Genomic DNA, 18,942 nt, shown 5'->3' on the forward strand with positions numbered 1-18,942 from the left:
CGACCAATCCAAAATTGCAAATCTAAAATCTAAAATTCATTGACTTGCTACCTGCAATTAAATACTTAAGGTGACAAGATTCTAAACCTTAATGTCCAGATTAGAATTCTGCTGTGGGTTACAGCATTCTCCTCAGAACTTCTACACTTGCTCGCTTAGTGTAGGTGTAGCTTGCTTGATTTTTTTAACAGACTGAGCAGCTTTTATAACTGCTCTTAGAACACATACCCTGATAGTTTTTTGTCCTTGGGCGCTTTATAAGATAGACGATTAACCGTGTTGGGTGCGATTAATCGCCTAATCCTATTTTTTCGCTTCTTTCGGACGCTTGGTTCCGTACTTGGAACGCCCTTGTTTACGGTCTTTAACTCCGGCTGTATCTAGGGTGCCACGGATAATGTGGTATCTCACGCCTGGTAGATCCTTAACCCGACCACCACGAATCATCACAACTGAGTGTTCTTGTAAGTTGTGACCAATACCTGGAATGTAAGCTGTGACTTCAAATCCAGATGTCAGTCTGACTCTTGCTACTTTGCGTAGAGCTGAGTTAGGCTTCTTGGGTGTGGTCGTGTATACTCTGGTACAAACTCCCCGACGTTGAGGGCATTGTTTCAGAGCCGGGGACTTGGTTTTCTGACGCGCTTGCTCGCGCTCATTACGTATTAGCTGCTGTATTGTTGGCATGAGTTACAGCGCGTAAAGCTGCTTATATGTCTAAGTTTTAACAAATCCTGATTATATCGTTTTTTAGTGTTTTATGTCAATTGTAATTTTTCCTTTGTAATTAGCGATTGAGCGCTAATTAAGGACTATTGATTGCTTGTCAAAAAAGAATTGCCACAGCCACAGGTTGCGATCGCTTGGGGATTGTGGAAGCGAAAACCACCACCCATTAAGTCTTCTGAATAATCTACCCTCAAACCGTTGAGGTAATTTAAGCTTGTAGCATCTATGACTACTTGAATTTCGTCCAAGTTGAAAACCTGGTCGCCAACTTTTATCGTTTCATCAAAGGACATATCATAAAATAACCCAGAACAGCCACCTGGTTTGACTGCCAATCGAAACAAGACATTTGGCTGCTGCTTGGACTTTATTCGCCCAATTTCACTCGCGGCTGCTTGACTCAGATGAATCATGGAAGTCGTTTTTTGCAATTGAATACCCCATCTTCATTTTACAGACAGATGGGTTAACTCTCGCTTCCCGAAAATTCCAAATTACCGAAGCCATCAGCGCGATCGCTATTACTACATTTATAGCACAACAAACTTCAGTCCCCACCTTAACTAGGTAGGGACTTCTGGGGTGCAGTGGTTCGCAAAGACGATTGGCACAAAAATGTATTCAGTTTTTAGATTAGAGCTTTAGTCCTTAGTTCGGGCATAGTCATCTTGGTAGCGGATAATGTCATCCTCTCCCAAGTATTCGCCATTTTGCACTTCAATTAACACTAAGGTAATCACGCCAGGATTTTCTAAACGATGAGATGTACATTGGGGTACATAAGTTGACTCATTATTGCTCAGTAATACTTCTTTCTCGCCACAAGTTACCCTAGCTGTACCTGAAACGACAATCCAGTGTTCGCTGCGGTGGTGGTGCATCTGTAAACTGAGGCGGTGTCCGGGCTTAACTTCGATGCGCTTGATTTTGTATCCGCGCCCTTCTTCCAAAACTGTAAAAGCACCCCAAGGACGTAACTCAGTTGCAGCAACGCCTCTGGAAGTGATAGTTGAAGGTAGGTGTAGAGTGTCAGTCTGTGTAGTTTCTTGATATCGAGCCATAATTACCTCATTTGAAGACATAACAAACCGTCTGTACTCTTAACTATTGATAAAAAATCTGGCGCTATGTTCCAACGTTGAAAATCAGCAATTTTTTCGCACCTTGATAAACATAACAAAATCAAACCTGATGGTGTAAACCATCACTATTAAAACTCTTAGGTTTACACTAAGTCTTTATCAAGCAAAGCGGCAGCTTGTTCTAAACTTTAAAAAAGATAGGGCATTGGGAATTGGGAATTGGGAATTGAAAAGAGGCAGAGGGGCGGGGTGCTGCTCATGCTGAGGACAAAACTCTTTTCCCTTACTCCCTACTCCTTAATCCCTGATTAACGTGGTTTCAGGAAGATACCAATTCCATTATGAACACGAGCAGCAGTACTAGGCGATCGGTCAAGTAGTTGCCCTCCTAAATAAAGGCTGGTAGAACTACCGCCGTCTAGATTTAAGGCATCCACACAGCCCATCTGTTGCATTAATTGGGCATGTTCTGCCAATGTAGGGCCATAACCGCCAGCACGATTATGGACGGCAGCAATCATCAGTGTGCCTGTTGCAGTTGTACAAATACCGCTACGAATAGCCTTTTCTGCAATAAAGGCATTGCTGAATTTTTCAGCTTTGGCATCAAGGACAATTTGACGATTTTGGATTAATAGCGGCCCGGCTCCGATAATGTGGGGATAACGACTAAAATCAGTGGGAGTAGTGCTGCTAGAAATACGTACTGCGCTTCCAATCGGTAACTGTGAGGCAGCGCTAACGCTGTTAGCGCGTAAAGTTAGTAGGTAGCCATCCTGGGGAATGGGAACGACCGTCCCACCAACTTTGCCACCTGGTAGCTGCTGAGTAATTTGGTCTTTTTGTACCACTAGGATAATTTCGTTATCCGTTAAGGGTGTGTAAGTTGCTCCCCAGACTGGGGTGTAACGGGCAATGCCACTCTGGATGTAGCCACTATTAAGAAACAAAATTGGTAAGTGCTGGTTATTTGCAGTAATTAAAGTTTCTTCTAAGGTGAGACGACCAAAGTAAAATTGACCTGAATCATTCCAAGCGATCGCACCCCGGTTAAGAATGGGGCCTGATAACCACTGACTATCCCGACGAATCGCACCCAATGGCAATCTGTTATTGCGGTTAAAATAACCACCGTTAATTCCAGCTACTGCTAAGTAACGTTGTGCTGTTTGAATTAAGGGAGCAGTACCCCCAAGCCCATCAGGACTAGCCCACATAGGTTTCAAGGTTAGCCCAAATTTACGGGGATTAACTTCTAACCAAACCACCGGAAAGCGTTCTGTGCCTAAGTTGACATAATGCTGTCGCCAGCGTAATCCTGGGGCCCAAGTAATATCTCGTTCTTCTAGAGGATCGGGTCGAATATCGATAATTAGCCGATTGGGATTAGCGATAGTCTTCACTTGAGGGGATAGACCAAAGGGAACGCTCAGACTAATAATCGTTTGGTTTTTCACCACCTGCACTTGTCGAATAAGTGGTTCAGGGGCTGGTGGTATTGGTTGTGTTGGTGTAACTGGTAATAATTGTTTGAACAGGTTTGGCAGCAATGTTGGCGCTGCTGCTGGTGGCTGGGGAGTATAGCGTTCTATCAAAAGTGGATCGGCTATTCCATCCAGGGTAATTGTCCACTCTCGATTTGGCGGTGTAGTGGGTTTTGGGGTTGGTGTGTCTGGATCGGAAGATGGAGTTTGCGGTTTTGCGATCGCTGATCCTTGTGCAACTTGCCAGGGAGTCGGACGATCTAGATTTACAAGTATGCGAGTTTGTTGCAAAGGGGCACTTGCCTCTGGAGGTTCCTGGCTCTGAACAATATTCGTAATTTGTGCTTTTGGGGTAGTAATCACCAAGGTGTTCCCATTGGCTTGGATTTGCCATCCAGATGTTTGAGCAAAATTAGTGATATCCAGATAGCGATATGCTCCTACTAGCCTGGTGGCTAAAACCAGTGGTGTTGTCACCGACGAAAACCACTGTATTGGTTGTTTCGCCGAACTACTACTGTTTAAGAAATTTACTCCGATTAATTGCCTAAATACCCCATCACTGAGATGAGTTGTCATCTGACCAGATTTTCCCGGCCGTTGCAACCAAGTTCCTGGTAAAGTACGACCATTGAGGAAAATTTGATTCCCAGAGGATACCATCCCTGTTAAAGGAGGTGCAGGTGACTGGGAGATTAGTGATTTGCTGTTTTTTGGCAACTCTTGGGCGTTGCTAGCAGCAGTAGTAGTTAAACACAGTAATGTTAAAAGTATTGGTGACACAGTAGCCCGGAAGAATCTGCGTTCGCTAATCCCTGATTGGCAACAACTCGGCATTTTTACCATAATTTACTAGGTACTTTTGAAAACTATTACCCCAAGGTATAAACTAACTAATTATTTGAAAATATTAAAAAAACATGACTTTATTTCTTAAAAAAGATGCTATTATGTATATTGGCTAATTATCTCTTTTAAACAGAAATAAATTTAGACGCTAAAGCCACTGCAAAGAAGTGTTTTAACTGGCACTAATCCTAACCACACTATACACGGTAGTCTTGGTTATCAAAACTGGATTAAGATAGTCGATCCTGACTGAACTTTGCTACTTTCAGTGAGGTCTAGTTAATAGTAAGCAACTGGTAAGCAGCAAAACTCCAGACAACAACAAAAATATTTGGGAATTGTCAAATGGGTATATATTGTAATACGCTGATTTTATTGCCGGATCGGGATGAGTTTGGCTTTCAAACATAAGACAGCATTGAGTTTGGTTTCAGGTGAGCCGAAATAGGCTCTGTGGGTAGCTACCGTGCATCTGGAAAAAGGGAATTGAAAAAATACTTACCTTCAAAATATAAAAAAGAAACTGTCAGGACAATAATCATGTCTTGGCGGAGGTAAATTTTCTGACACCGCATAAATACATAAAAAATACGCAACTATTTTAACACGGGTAAACTAAGAAAGTAAAACCGAAGTTAAAATTTTTTTTCCCTAAATTTCGGTGCTTATATATTTCTCCATCGTGGAATTTAGAAATTTTTCCCGTAAGTAGTGGCAAAATTGGTAACTCAATACTTCAGGAACAGGGTATGAATAATCAACCGATGAATCAAGAGCAGAAAATCACAGCAAATATCAACTCAAGAGATACCTATCAGGGGCAAAAGTGGTTAGTAGAAGAACGAGATGCCTGTGGTGTCGGTTTTATTGCTCATCGTCAAAATCATACCAGCCACGAAATTGTTGAAAAAGCCCTAGCTGCTCTAACCTGCTTAGAACATCGGGGAGGTTGTAGCGCCGATCAAGACTCTGGTGATGGGGCTGGAGTACTGACAGCTATCCCTTGGGATTTGTTCCAACAAGACTTTGCCCAAAGAGGGAAGGAATTTCCATCCACCAATAATATAGCTGTGGGGATGATATTTCTCCCACAAGACCAGGAAGCAGCACAAAAAGCTAGAGCGGCAGTTGAGCAAGTAGCTACTGAAGAAAAATTAGTTGTACTGGGTTGGCGAGTAGTGCCAGTGCAATCTGATTTATTGGGTGTACAAGCAAGAGAAAATCAACCCCAGATCGAACAAGTTTTGTTAGCTTCTGTTGACAAAAGTGGCGATGAATTAGAACGACAGTTGTACATTACCCGCCGCCGAATTAGTAAAATCGCAACCAATATCTCAGAAGAATTTTATATCTGCTCGTTGTCAAATCGCACAATTGTCTACAAAGGCATGGTGCGTTCTGCCGTATTGGGAGAATTTTATCAAGATTTAAAAAATCCAGCTTACAAAAGCGCCTTTGCTGTCTATCATCGCCGCTTTAGTACCAACACGATGCCCAAGTGGCCCCTAGCTCAACCGATGCGGCTTTTGGGTCACAACGGCGAAATTAATACCTTATTGGGCAACATCAACTGGATGATGGCACGAGAAGCTAGCCTGAATCATCCTGTATGGGGCGATCGCATCAAGGAACTCAAGCCATTAGTTCATATTGATAACAGCGACTCAGCTACCCTAGATAACGTACTGGAATTACTGGTGTGTTCTGGACGCACCCCCTTGGAAGCTTTAATGATTATGGTTCCAGAAGCTTACCAAAATCAGCCTTCTTTGCGTGAATCTCCAGAAATTGTTGATTTCTACGAATATTACAGTGGTTTGCAAGAAGCATGGGACGGGCCAGCACTTTTGGTATTCAGCGATGGCAAAAAAGTTGGTGCAACATTAGATCGTAATGGCTTAAGACCAGCTCGTTATCTAATCACCAAAGATGACTACATTGTTGTAGCTTCCGAAGCTGGTGTAGTAGACTTTCCAGAAGCCGATATTGTCGAGAAAGGTAGACTCGGACCTGGGCAAATGATTGCTGTAGATTTAGTCAACCATGAAGTGCTGAAGAATTGGGAGATTAAGCAGCGCATTGCCAAGCAGCACCCTTATGGAGAATGGCTTCAACAGTATCGTCAAGAATTAAAGTCATTAGTCATTAGTCATCCGTCATTAGCAAATGGCAATGGCAAAGGACAAATGACAAATGACTCAGGACAATTGACTATTGACAAGCAAACCTTGCTTCAACTTCAAACCGCCTTTGGCTACACCACAGAAGATGTGGAAATGGTGATTCAGCAAATGGCGATTGCAGGTTCAGAGCCGACTTTCTGTATGGGGGATGATATTCCTTTAGCAGTGCTGTCAACGAAGCCCCACCTGCTTTATGACTACTTCAAACAGCGCTTTGCTCAGGTGACAAACCCGGCAATTGATCCCCTGCGGGAAAAGCTAGTGATGTCTTTGAAAGTCGAATTGGGTGAACGAGGTAACTTATTAGAACCCAAGCCAGAATATGCTCGGAGATTGAAACTTGAGTCGCCAGTGTTAACGGATGGTGAATTAGAGGCAATAAAGCTGTCAGGATTTGCCACAGCCGAGTTGTCAACCCTATTTGCGATCGCCAACGGCCCTGAAGGATTGAAAGCCGCAGTCGAATCTTTACAAGCACAAGCAGCTGAATCAGTCCGGGCAGGTGCAAAGATTTTAATCTTAACCGATAAGGTAAATGACGGTATCACCACAGAATATACCTACATCCCTCCCCTGTTAGCAGTCGGTGCTGTACATCATCACCTGATTCGGGAAGGGTTGCGGATGAAAACATCCCTAATTGTTAATACTGCCCAATGCTGGAGTACTCATCACTTTGCTTGTCTTATTGGCTATGGGGCTGGTGCCGTTTGCCCATATATGGCTTTAGATACAGTACGTGATTGGTGCATTGATCCCAGAACCCAAAAGTTAATGGGGGTGCAAAAAATTCCCACCCTTACCGTAGAACAAGCTTTAGGAAACTATCGCAAAGCGGTAGAGTCAGGTTTGCTCAAAATTCTCTCCAAGATGGGAATTTCTCTGCTCTCCAGCTATCAAGCAGCCCAAATCTTTGAAGCTATTGGCATTGGTGGAGATTTAATCGAACTAGGATTTCGTGGTACGACTTCCCGCATTGGTGGTTTGAGTATTAGCGAACTCGCTGATGAAGTACTTTCCTTCCACAGTAAGGCTTTCCCAGAACTAACGACCAAGAAGTTAGAAAACCTGGGGTTTGTGCAGTATCGTCCTGGCGGCGAGTACCACATGAATAGCCCCGAAATGGTCAAGGCGCTGCATAAGGCTCTAGATGGCAAAAACTATGACCACTACGAAGTTTACAAAAAGCACCTCCAAGGCAGACCAGTAACTGCATTGCGAGACTTGCTAGATTTCCAAGGTGAGCGTACCCCAATTTCTATAGAAGAAGTAGAGTCGGTAGCTGAGATTGTCAAACGTTTCTGTACGGGCGGCATGTCTTTAGGCGCTTTGTCAAGAGAAGCCCATGAAACTTTAGCGATCGCTATGAATCGCATTGGCGGTAAATCTAACTCTGGAGAAGGCGGCGAAGATCCAGTGCGCTATAAAGTTTTAGATGATGTCGATGAGTCTGGTAACTCACCAACCCTACCTCATTTAAAAGGATTGCGGAATGGTGATAAAGCCTATAGTGCTATTAAGCAAGTTGCATCGGGACGCTTTGGTGTCACACCAGAGTACCTAGTCAACGCCAAACAAATTGAAATCAAAATTGCCCAAGGTGCCAAGCCCGGCGAAGGTGGACAACTACCAGGGCCCAAGGTCAGCCAATACATTGCGATGTTAAGGCGTTCTAAGCCAGGTGTAACGCTGATTTCGCCACCACCGCATCACGATATCTATTCTATTGAAGACCTAGCGCAACTGATTTTTGATCTGCACCAAATTAACCCCAAAGCAAAGGTGTCGGTGAAGCTAGTTTCAGAAGTTGGCATTGGGACGATCGCTGCTGGTGTAGCCAAGGCAAACGCTGATATCATCCAAATTTCTGGTCATGATGGTGGTACAGGTGCATCGCCACTAAGCTCGATTAAACACGCTGGGTCGCCGTGGGAATTGGGTTTAAGTGAAGTGCATCGGGTTTTGATGGAAAATAGCCTGCGCGATCGCGTGGTTTTACGTGTAGATGGCGGTCTGAAGAGTGGTTGGGACGTGGTAATAGGTGCATTGATGGGTGCTGAAGAATTTGGTTTCGGTTCCATCGCCATGATTGCTGAAGGCTGTATCATGGCACGGATCTGCCACACGAATAATTGCCCTGTGGGTGTTGCCTCCCAGAAAGAAGAACTCCGCAAGCGGTTTACGGGAATACCGGAACAGGTTGTCAACTTCTTTTACTTCATCGCTGAAGAAGTACGTAGTTTGTTAGCACGACTTGGCTACCGTTCTTTGTCAGAAATCATTGGACGTGCAGATTTGTTGAAACTGCGCCAAGAGGCAAAAATTACCAAAACACAATCACTAAATCTTGATTGTTTGCTCAAGCTACCAGATACCAGAGATAATCGTAGCTGGTTAGTGCATGAAGAAGTTCACAGCAACGGTGTGGTTTTGGATGACAAGTTCCTTGCCGATCCCGACATTCAGGCTGCCATTAGGGATCAGTCCTCTGTCAAAAAAACTTACCCTATTGTCAATACTGACAGAACAGTGGGTACAAGATTAGCGGGAGCGATCGCTTCTCAATATGGTGACAGTGGCTTTGATGGACAAATTAATCTCAAGTTCACAGGTAGTGTTGGGCAAAGCTTTGGTGCGTTCAACCTCCCCGGCATAAGTTTGTCCTTAGAAGGAGAAGCAAACGACTACGTAGGTAAAGGGATGCATGGTGGTGAAATCATCATCAAACCTCCAACTGATGCTACCTATAACGCATCACAAAATGTCATAGTTGGTAATACGTGCCTCTATGGTGCTACTGGTGGCATGTTATTTGCCAATGGACAAGCAGGAGAGCGCTTTGCGGTGAGAAACTCCAAAGGCATCGCAGTGATTGAAGGCGCTGGGGATCACTGCTGTGAATACATGACTGGTGGTGTGATTGTCGTCCTCGGTAAAGTAGGACGCAACGTCGCTGCTGGCATGACTGGCGGACTAGCATACTTCTTAGATGAAGATGACTCATTTCGTGAGTTAGTCAATCCGGAAATAGTCAAAATCCAACGGGTGATTACGGAAGTAGGTGCAAAACAACTGCAAGAGTTAATCCAAACTCATGCGGAACGCACTGGTTCACCAAAGGCGAAGAAAATTCTGCAAAACTGGCAAGAATTTTTGCCGAAGTTCTGGCAGTTGGTTCCGCCTTCTGAAGCTGATAGTCCAGAAGCTAATCCTGAAAAAACAACTGAGTTTAGTTTAGTAACTAGTCATTAATAACTTCAGCGAAAAATTCTTTGGATTGCTAAGACAGACACATGAACTAACTTCTGAGAATAGAGTAGAGATATAAAAAGATTCCCCTTTATAAGGGGAATCTTTTTTTAAGTGATTCAAAAATAATGTATTTTAAACAAAAAATATAATTTTAGTTTTTAGCCAATTATTATTGACCAATTAACCATAATTATTGCTTTTTATTTGCAAGCAACTTTTGACCTGTATCTTCTATTTCTAAAAGTTCTGGAATAGTCACAAAGCGATAGCCTTGCTTTCTAAAGTTGCTAATAATTTCTGGTAAGGCTTGTACAGTTCGAGAACGGTTCCCACCACCATCATGCATTAGCACAATACCACCAGGTTTCGAATCTTTAATTACGTTATTTATCAACTTTGGTACAGTCGGTAATTTGTAGTCTGTTGAGTCAGCCGACCACATGATCACAGCATACTTCTGTCCTCTAGCATAAGCAGACAATCCATTGTGCAGATTCCCACCAGGCGGTCGGAAGAGATTTGTTTTAGCGCCTGTGATTTGATAAATTAGGTCTGTTGTGCGATCAATTTCAAAAGCTGCTGCTTGTTGATTAAAAAAGTGATACCAGTGATGCCAAGTATGGTTAGCAATGACATGACCTTCAGTTACAATTTTCTTTCCTATTTCTGGATAATTTTTTAGGTTCTGCCCAACAACAAAAAACGTTCCTTTGATATTATTTGATTTCAGAATATCTAGCACTTGCTCTGTAGTGTCAGGCCAAGGGCCATCATCAAAGGTGAGAGCAATCACTTTTTCACCCTGAGTTAGTTTTGCCTCTTCAATTATTGCCCCTTGAAAACGTGATGGCACAGCGTAGGATAGCCCTTTTGTTTGGGCTTCTTGCTGCCAACTTGTAAACATGGCCGCCTTTAATTTTTCAATACGCTGCTGAGTTCCTACATTTGCAGCCACATCTTTGACATCGATATTTTGATTTTGTCTACTCTGAGCCTCTGAGGCATTTGGCCTCAGAAGCATCATGAAAGCAAGGCTAAAAACACCACCTAAAGCAAGCAGTGCAATTAATATTCCTTCTGGCCACAGAAACGACTTATTGTTTTCCACCTCATAGCTCCTTCAAAGATCGAACCATCAACCACGGTTATGACGGTACGTCATAGTACATTTTTTTAGATATCTTAAATACCAGTTAGTTACTGGTAATTCTGAAAATTGGAATTTGGGCTAACGAAGATTCACAATAGACTATATGGCTTTAACTGAACCTACATACTTGAGATTTCAATGAGAATCAATGCTTACACAATACTTGGTACCGTGTAATGTCAACCCATTCATAAAAGGCAAGGTCTGCATTTCCACATTCTTACCTCTAGCTCTAAGAAGGAGTACAATTAGATAATTAGCCACACCCCAAAATCCTCTTAACAGGAGTTCTGAATTAGTTTCTGTCTTTCACTTCACAGCGAAGGCAGCATTATCATTTCAAGTTTTATAGCTTCACAAATAAGATGAGCTAGACTGTCGCGTATTCAATTTGTAGTTTTCGCGGACTGAAGTTGTTATCTTCAGACACTGTGACACTAAAGTTGTAAATTATACAACTTAGTGAATTATGTGATTAACATACAAAACTACTTACAAAGGGCGGAGTATCTTTCAAAAATGAGTCTAGCAAACTGTTAGTTCTATTGTTGATAAGATATATTCTACTGCCTGCTGCTATTGCTTCTTTTTTAAGAAAAAGTTAAATTTTCAACTGACAGAATATTACCTTGTACTTTCTAGGAAATAGACCAGACGAAAATTGATTCAATATAGTTTCTCATTGCCAAGGGGCAGTTATTCGTTAATCTAGATACTTTTGACCAATTTAGCAAAAATAATTTTATCGGCAGTTTAATTCTATTTTTAATGCTGATACTTTAAATTAAATTGCTAATGACTTTTGTCGGTTAATGTTTTTCTCGATAATGATGGAGATTTATATCTTATTAATAGTACACTTTAATATGTACTGTCACCGTGTAATTACGGAAAAATTCGCGTGTATATAAGCTAAGTTGTTAAAATCATCATAATATTAGGAATTCGCTTCGATTTCTGAGATTTCTGAATCTAAGTGCCTAGGTAGACAATAGTCAATAGAAAAGAAGGCTTTGTCAGTTGTACTGAGTTTTTTCAAAAATCAAATATGGGTTCTACATAACATTTATACTATTGAATTCTACATTTAAACGTAATATTTTTTACTGCTATCAATTGTTAGGGCTGTAATTCTGTGTTTAAAATTACATTGTAATAGTAGTTGATTTTATGTAATATGATTTAATAATACATATCAAATATATTTGATTTTAACTCAACTACCAAGACTGACCTCGGCTTTTTTTTGTGAAGTGAAGCAGATACTGTTATATATGTCGTAAGCAGTTTTGCTACTTAACGACCAATTTTCTTCTCAAATAAAAACCGACTGTATGTATTGCTTTATCAATCGGTAACTAGCTTTTTTAGGAGAACGCAGTAAAACTGAAAATTATCTAATAACTTGCCTTATATTATAATTGCAGCAATTAGAATTAGGATTCTTAAATTATTGAGGAATCTTAATCATTAGCTTATATTCCCTTAAAGAGGTAATCGTTTATTTACAGTACTTTTACTTATGTTTGGTAGACGTAATAACTGTATTGTTTAATATATGTATGGGTTTATGCAGAACCTAGATTGTTTACTAGTATACCTTTTGAGTCAAAATAATCAAGGTATTTGTCCCACTTCTGAAACTGGCTACAAATTTTTATGATTCCTCACGAAAGTGATGCAAAAGAAGAACGTGCGTCGTCAAAAGTATTGCGTAGTTGGCAAGAAAATCTGATTTTAATTGCGATCGCATTATGTTTAGCATTTCTGATCAGAACTTTTATCGCCGAACCCCGCTATATACCTTCGGATTCGATGCTGCCAACCTTACATACTGGCGATCGCTTGGTAGTTGAAAAAATATCCTACCATTTTCACCCTCCTATAACTGGGGATATTATTGTTTTTCAGCCACCCGCAGAACTACAACGTCGGGGATATCCTAAAGACCAAGCTTTCATCAAGCGGGTTATTGGCCAGCCTGGTGAGGTAATTAGTGTTGATTCTGGCAAAGTATATCTCAACGGTCAACCCGTAACAGAAGACTACATTGCTGAACCACCAAATCAGCCATATCAAGCAGTGAAAGTCCCAGAAGACGAATTTTTTGTCATGGGAGATAACCGCAATGATAGTAATGACTCTCGCTATTGGGGCTTTTTACCCAGAGAAAACGTCATTGGTCGGGCAACATTTCGTTTTTGGCCTCTCGATCGCATTGGATTCATTTAATCAATTTTGGATTTTGGATTTTGGATTTTAGATTTTTCTTTCAATCCAAGTTGCGCTGTAAGCGCACCAAAGGTTCGAATCAAAATCTAAAATTAGCAGAGTTAGAAGTTTTAAAATAACTTCTAACTTAAAACCTTAAATAGTACATCAGTTGCGCGATCGCATCACCAGGTAACTCCAGCCGTCGTTGGAAATCAGCTAGGTTACGGTAAGACCCGGAGGATTGCCGATTTTGAACCACTGCTTGCGCTAAAGATAAATCTATAAATGGAATTTGTGCTAACTTTTCGACTGTTGCTGTATTCGGATTGACTAAATGTGTAGCACTTTCTAAAGATTCGTGGTCATAGTAAATAAAATTCAGCAGAGGCTTTAATGGCTCCAGACGCGGCGCTGGTATAGCCAAAGCCGCAGCGATGTCTTCAATACAGTAAAATTTAACACCAGAATGCGAAAGTTCTACAAGCGATCGCGCTTGGTGAATTGACAAACCTGGTAGGCGTAACCAATCGTCTACAGTGGCTTGATTGGCATCAATGCGAATACCTAATTTGGCCGCTAGCTGAATTTCTTCCCCAGATTGTAAGCGATAGTAGGGATCGTTGAGGAGCTTGGCGCGGAGTTTTTGCAGCCTGGGATTCAAAGGTAGCCAGTTATTCATGATTCTCGCTTACCTCAAGAAATCTGGTCTAGCAATTGGCGGCGCTTTTGCTCAAACTCATACTCTGAAATCAGTCCATCCTGACGCAAAGCATCTAATTCTCGCATTGCGTCAGCCATCGCTCCTACCTGATTACTTACCTTTTGTGAATTTCTTGTCGCTGACTTGCCTAGATTAAAATTACGATCAAAAGCTTCTTCGTCTTGAGCTAAATACCAAACTCCCTCAATGGCACTAGCTACCTTGGGGATAGGTGTCCAGGAAAGTAATACATACAAAACACCCCACAGAGGCTGTCCCAGATAGAATTTATGTAATCCTGAAATTGTCAGCGTGCCAGAAAAAGCTAAAACAGCAGCAACGCTTCGACTTTTGCGCTTAGTCAACATATTTCTAATAAATCTACCAATACCACAGTTCCTACAATCAAACAGTCAACTACCCTGGCTTGCTCTCCAGACTTTCGAAAGTTCCCACACAATTTAGTATTTGAAGAAATTTGAGTAAGTTTCACATGACTGTGCATTGAGCTTTGATGCTAATTTTAAGTTTTTAACAGCTTTATTACTACTATGTCACAGACCTTGCTACCGCCAGGATGGGTTGAAAAGCTTTGTGATCCTTACGCTGTGCTAGGAATTTCTGTAATTGCTGACGATCGCCAGATTTTCAAACGCTATCACACTTTAGCGAAGCTGCTACATCCCGATCGCCATGCCAAAAACTCCAATCCAGACCAAAAATTAGCAACGGCAATATTTAGCCATTTAATCAACCCAGCTTATCAACAACTGAAGCATCGACAGAAGCGCTTGATTGCGATCGCTATGCTGCGATCGGATGCAAGAGTTTTAGAGCAGAAGCCTTTGTCTTCTCAAAGTGCCATAGCTCAGGAAATTATGAAAATGTCTACACCCGAAGCAGAATTGTTTTATGAAGAAGCGATCGCCTGTTATGCAGAAGCTCAATACAAATCACTAGATCAGTTTTATCAGGTGACGCAACAAATTACTATACTGAATTTAGTATACCTACGGTTGCATAAACCAGACCTCTTCTTACCACAAAAAACTGTTCCCATAATCTCTGAAGTAAAAGTTAACCCAGTTGAATTGACATCAACTGATGTCAAACCAGTTTTGACAAACTACTCTCAACGTCACTACCAGCGAGCTATTGAGTATGTCAGGCTAGGAAAATGGACTATAGCTGTTCAAGAACTGCGCGATGCCATAAAATTAGAGCCGAATAACAGCGACTATTATGCCTTATTAGGTTTGGTGCATCTCAAACAAAAATTTATGGGGATGGCTAGGGTTTACATCTGTCAAGCATTAAAACTTAACCCAAAAAATTCACTAGCCTTAAAATACGCTCCCGAACTGAAAATTCAACTGGGTGAAAACACCAATCCTAAATCAATGGCTAAAGCTATGAGTATTGCGGCTTTATTAAGTCGGTTTACACAGCGAAAAGGTTCTCAAGTCAAGTGTTGAAATTTCGGTAACAAACCGTACTAAAACCGAAGCTTCGTCACTAGATTACTCACCTAGACTAAAATAATAAATAGAAGTAAAACTATTAAGCTACTGAGTCTGGGCGCTCAGTTTAATATAAGCAATATGGGATTCTTCGATTCTGAGATAGTTCAGCAAGAAGCAAAACAACTGTTTGAAGATTATCAAGCGCTAATCAAGCTTGGTAACAACTACGGCAAATTTGACCGAGATGGCAAAAAGCTGTTTATTGAGCAAATGGAAGCCATGATGGATCGGTATCGCATCTTTATGAAGCGCTTCGAGCTATCAGAAGATTTTATGGCACAAATGACCGTAGAACAGCTGAAAACGCAATTAGGTCAATTCGGTGTCACCCCGCAACAAATGTTTGACCAAATGCACCTGACTTTAGAACGGATGAAATCCGAGCTAGAAAAACAGGCTTAGTTAATTTTAGATTTTGGATTAATTGCCAATCCAAAATTCAAAATCCAAAATCTAAAATCTAAAATCCAAAGTTATTGTGACTTGGGGCGAGAAAACTGGGAAGGTGGCTTGAAGTTTTCTACTGGTGTGTTCTTAAGTGCCTTCTCCATAAAGTCTTTCCAGATGGGAGCAACCATAACACCACCTGTTGCATGGTCAGCTAGTTGTCTGTTGTCGTCTCTGCCTACCCAAACCGCAGTTGTTAACTGTGGCACAGTACCAACAAACCAAATATCTTTTTCGGATGATGTTGTTCCGGTCTTACCCGCAGCTGGACGACCGATAGCAGCACCTTTACCAGTACCTTCAGAAATTACCGATCGCATCACATCAATAATTGCTGCCGATGCCCAAGGATCGAGAACTAGCTGAGGCTTGGGAGTGTTGTCTAGCAATACGTTACCACTACTATCAGTGACACGGGCAATTACAGTTGGTGGTGACTGCCAACCATAATTAGCAAAAGTTGCATAAGCACTAGCCATTTCCAGAGGTGTAACGCCAATTGCACCAAGAGGCAAGGAAGTAACAGGTTCCATCGGACTCATAATACCCAAGGTACGACAAGTTTCGATCACTCGATTCATCCCCACAGCCTTACCAATCTTGATTACAGGAATGTTACGTGACTGGGCTAAAGCTCTACGGATTGGCATAGCTCCGCTAAAACCACCATCATAATTTCTGGGAAAGTACCAACCGTTACCATCTCGATAACTGACTGGGGAATCTACCACCGTTGAGTCTGGTGCATATTTCCCAGTAGCAAAAGCAGTATAGTATACAAAGGGTTTAAAGGACGATCCAGGCTGACGTTGAGATTGAGTCGCACGATTGAATTCACTGGTCTTAGGATCTATACCGCCCACTAGTGCTTTGATAAAATGCGTGCGCGGATCGATAGACACCAGAGCCATTTGGTTCTTAGATAATCCTTGATCTAAAAGTGTTTTATGCCACTTAACGACAGTTTCCTCTGCCATGATTTGGAACTTGGCATCAACTGTAGTTTGGACGCGCATCCCACCCTTGAGTAGTGTCTCACGCCCGAACTTCTTAGCCAATTCCTGCGCTACGGTGTTGGTTACATAAGGTAGGGCACTACCTTGAAAAGATTTGATTCTACCAAGTTTTATTTCCTGCTTGAGGGCATCGTCATACTCAGACTGGTTGATCCAGTTTAATTCCAGCATCCGCCCCAGCACTTCTTTTTGTTTCTGTTTTGCCAGCTTCATGCTCACAAAGGGGCTGAATTCTTCTGGTGCTTGGATCAAACCCGCCATCATTGCTGACTCACCCAAGCTTAAATATTCTGATGACTTATTAAAGTAACTGCGGGCTGCCGTTTGTACACCATAATTGTTATGACCCCAATAAACTTGATTGAGGTACATTTCTAAAATTTGGTCTTTGGTGAGAATTTGCTCTAACCTAATTGCCAGCACGGCCTCCGCCAACTTGCGGGTAAAGGCACGCTTTTGAGACAAAAACAGGTTTTTGACCAATTGCATAGTAACAGTAGAGCCACCCTCTTTGACTCCACCTGCTACAGCGTTAACTACTATAGCGCGGCCAACACCAGTGGGGTTAATACCGTGGTGATCGTAGAAGTGACTATCTTCACTTGCTAATACCGCCCGTTTTAAGTTCGGAGAAATTCTATCCAGGGGTACGACTTCCCGGTTAGCTTCCCCGTGGATACTCGTTAAAAGTTTACCCTTAACGTCATAGATGTAAGTTGTTTCTGAGGGAAAGAAGTTACGTAGCTGTCTTACATCTGGCAAATTACGGAAACTAATGGCTAAACCAACCAGTCCTCCGGCTACAATGGAACTTGCCAACATGGTAATTGAGAGCAGAGTACCCCCAGTTACCTGACCAACTCCTTTCAAAAACTCAAAACCTGATGAAGCCCGACGTTGTGGCTGTTTATCTTCAAAAGTCCTAGAAGACGACACGGCGATTTCACTTCCTCACTTATAAATTTAACTGTAATTGATTGGATGAAGCAAGGCGGTTAATTTTTTGCAATTATAGTAGTTTGGCAGATGAGAAAGTGGATAAATTGCAAGTGTTTATAACCAACTTAACTTCTAGTGGGCAAAACATAGCTAACAGTGGATTTTCTAGTATGACGCAAGATTTTGCTTGGCTGCGTCGTGGTGTTGTAGAAGTTTTTCCACAACCAGTAGATGTTAACAGTGAAAGTCTAGAAAAGCTTTTGGCAACTACAAACAAACCTTTAAGGATCAAGTTGGGGATTGACCCGACTGGTACTGATATTCATTTAGGTCATAGCATACCAGTACGAAAACTGCGAGCGTTTCAAGATGCAGGCCATATAGCAGTTCTAATTATTGGCGATTTTACAGCACGCATTGGCGATCCGACTGGTAAATCTGAGGTGCGCCGCCAGCTTACAGAAGCAGATGTCGCCCAAAATGCCCAGACTTATCTTGACCAAGTACGTCCTATCTTGGATTTTGACACACCAGGAAGGTTAGAGGTGCGCTATAACTCCGAATGGCTCTCTAAGCTCAACTTAGAGAAAATTTTGGAGTTACTTTCCACAATGACGGTGGGGCAGATGTTGGCTAAGGAAGGATTTGCCGATCGCTATAGAAAAGAGAATCCGATTTTTATCCATGAGTTCCTATACCCATTAATGCAAGGTTTCGATTCCGTTGCCGTGGAAGCAGATGTGGAATTAGGAGGGACTGATCAGAAATTTAACATCGCTGTGGGCAGAGATTTGCAGCGCCATTTTGGTCAAAAGCCCCAGTTTGGGATGCTGCTGCCAATTTTGATTGGTACAGATGGGGTGCAAAAAATGTCCAAATCTCTAGGTAATTATATTGGGTTGTCAGAACATCCGGGTCAAAAATATCAGAAGTTGCAAGGGGTTCCAGATAATCTGCTGTCACAATATTTTGAACTGCTGACGGATTTACCTTTGGATAATCTGCCAGAAAATCCCCGCGATCGCCAAACACTCCTGGCATGGGAAGTCGTCAAACAGTACCACGGCGAAACAGCCGCCAAAGAAGCCAAAGAAGCAGCCCAAAGTGGCGGAAAAGAAGGTGCAGTTCCCGAATTTTCTCTAACTGAGATATCGCATCCCGCTAAATTAGCCTATATTCTCAATGTCACTGGCTTATGCAAAAGTACAGGGGAAGGTAAGCGGAAAATTCAAGAAGGTGGAGTGCGCTTAGATGGCGATCGCATTACCGATGTTGATACTACTTTTGACGATTCTGCCCAGTTACAAGGTAAGGTTTTACAAGTTGGGAAAAATAAGTTTGTACGCCTAGTACCTTAAATGGGAACTAGAGACT

The 18,942-nt window shown here is 42.0% G+C and carries 13 protein-coding genes; 5 read left to right on the forward strand and 8 right to left on the reverse strand.

The window, feature by feature from the left end; genetic code table 11:
* Positions 1-303 precede the first annotated feature (303 nt).
* From rpsL to H6G86_RS07105, 4 genes are all read right to left on the reverse strand, one after another.
* Positions 304-687 (reverse strand): 30S ribosomal protein S12, encoded by a 384-nt coding sequence (gene rpsL, locus H6G86_RS07090; RefSeq protein WP_012410236.1) that lies wholly within the window; start codon positions 685-687, stop codon positions 304-306.
* A 125-nt stretch (positions 688-812) separates the two neighbouring features.
* The gene (locus tag H6G86_RS07095; protein ID WP_114081150.1) at positions 813-1,142 is read right to left on the reverse strand and encodes a HesB/IscA family protein; all 330 of its coding nucleotides are present in this window, start codon (positions 1,140-1,142) and stop codon (positions 813-815) included.
* A 228-nt stretch (positions 1,143-1,370) separates the two neighbouring features.
* Positions 1,371-1,790 carry a cupin domain-containing protein gene (locus tag H6G86_RS07100; protein ID WP_179075585.1) on the reverse strand — a complete coding sequence of 140 codons (420 nt, stop codon included), beginning with the start codon at positions 1,788-1,790 and terminating at the stop codon, positions 1,371-1,373.
* Positions 1,791-2,119: 329 nt separating this feature from the next.
* Positions 2,120-4,132 carry a phosphodiester glycosidase family protein gene (locus H6G86_RS07105; protein ID WP_190933828.1) on the reverse strand — a complete coding sequence of 671 codons (2,013 nt, stop codon included), beginning with the start codon at positions 4,130-4,132 and terminating at the stop codon, positions 2,120-2,122.
* Between the two features lie 761 nt (positions 4,133-4,893).
* Between H6G86_RS07105 and gltB the strand changes: the two genes are divergently transcribed.
* Complete coding sequence (gltB, locus tag H6G86_RS07110; protein ID WP_190933732.1) at positions 4,894-9,579, forward strand: glutamate synthase large subunit; 4,686 nt, start codon at positions 4,894-4,896, stop codon at positions 9,577-9,579.
* Between the two features lie 190 nt (positions 9,580-9,769).
* Here the strand turns inward: gltB and H6G86_RS07115 are convergent, their stop codons facing one another.
* Positions 9,770-10,687, reverse strand: a complete 918-nt coding sequence (locus tag H6G86_RS07115; protein WP_190933733.1) for a polysaccharide deacetylase family protein — start codon at positions 10,685-10,687, stop codon at positions 9,770-9,772.
* A 1,701-nt stretch (positions 10,688-12,388) separates the two neighbouring features.
* On the opposite strand from H6G86_RS07115, the gene lepB reads away from it, so the two are divergent.
* Entirely contained in the window at positions 12,389-12,961 is a 573-nt protein-coding gene (gene lepB / locus H6G86_RS07120; RefSeq protein WP_190933734.1) for a signal peptidase I, read from the forward strand.
* Between the two features lie 127 nt (positions 12,962-13,088).
* Here lepB and H6G86_RS07125 read toward each other — a convergent pair whose 3' ends face one another.
* Both H6G86_RS07125 and H6G86_RS07130 read right to left on the reverse strand, forming a co-directional pair.
* Positions 13,089-13,622 (reverse strand): ComEA family DNA-binding protein, encoded by a 534-nt coding sequence (locus H6G86_RS07125; RefSeq protein ID WP_190933735.1) that lies wholly within the window; start codon positions 13,620-13,622, stop codon positions 13,089-13,091.
* A 14-nt stretch (positions 13,623-13,636) separates the two neighbouring features.
* Positions 13,637-14,011, reverse strand: a complete 375-nt coding sequence (locus H6G86_RS07130; protein WP_012410228.1) for an NINE protein — start codon at positions 14,009-14,011, stop codon at positions 13,637-13,639.
* Positions 14,012-14,194: 183 nt separating this feature from the next.
* On the opposite strand from H6G86_RS07130, the gene H6G86_RS07135 reads away from it, so the two are divergent.
* Positions 14,195-15,118 (forward strand): J domain-containing protein, encoded by a 924-nt coding sequence (locus tag H6G86_RS07135; protein WP_190933736.1) that lies wholly within the window; start codon positions 14,195-14,197, stop codon positions 15,116-15,118.
* A gap of 126 nt (positions 15,119-15,244) precedes the next feature.
* Positions 15,245-15,568 carry a DUF1825 family protein gene (locus tag H6G86_RS07140; RefSeq protein ID WP_190933737.1) on the forward strand — a complete coding sequence of 108 codons (324 nt, stop codon included), beginning with the start codon at positions 15,245-15,247 and terminating at the stop codon, positions 15,566-15,568.
* A 71-nt stretch (positions 15,569-15,639) separates the two neighbouring features.
* Here the strand turns inward: H6G86_RS07140 and H6G86_RS07145 are convergent, their stop codons facing one another.
* Complete coding sequence (locus H6G86_RS07145) at positions 15,640-17,565, reverse strand: transglycosylase domain-containing protein (RefSeq protein ID WP_190933738.1); 1,926 nt, start codon at positions 17,563-17,565, stop codon at positions 15,640-15,642.
* 173 nt (positions 17,566-17,738) lie between these two features.
* On the opposite strand from H6G86_RS07145, the gene tyrS reads away from it, so the two are divergent.
* Complete coding sequence (gene tyrS / locus H6G86_RS07150) at positions 17,739-18,926, forward strand: tyrosine--tRNA ligase (RefSeq protein ID WP_190933739.1); 1,188 nt, start codon at positions 17,739-17,741, stop codon at positions 18,924-18,926.
* The last annotated feature ends 16 nt before the right edge of the window (positions 18,927-18,942 follow it).

The sequence above is a fragment of the Nostoc sp. FACHB-133 genome (assembly GCF_014698055.1).
GTDB lineage: Bacteria > Cyanobacteriota > Cyanobacteriia > Cyanobacteriales > Nostocaceae > Nostoc.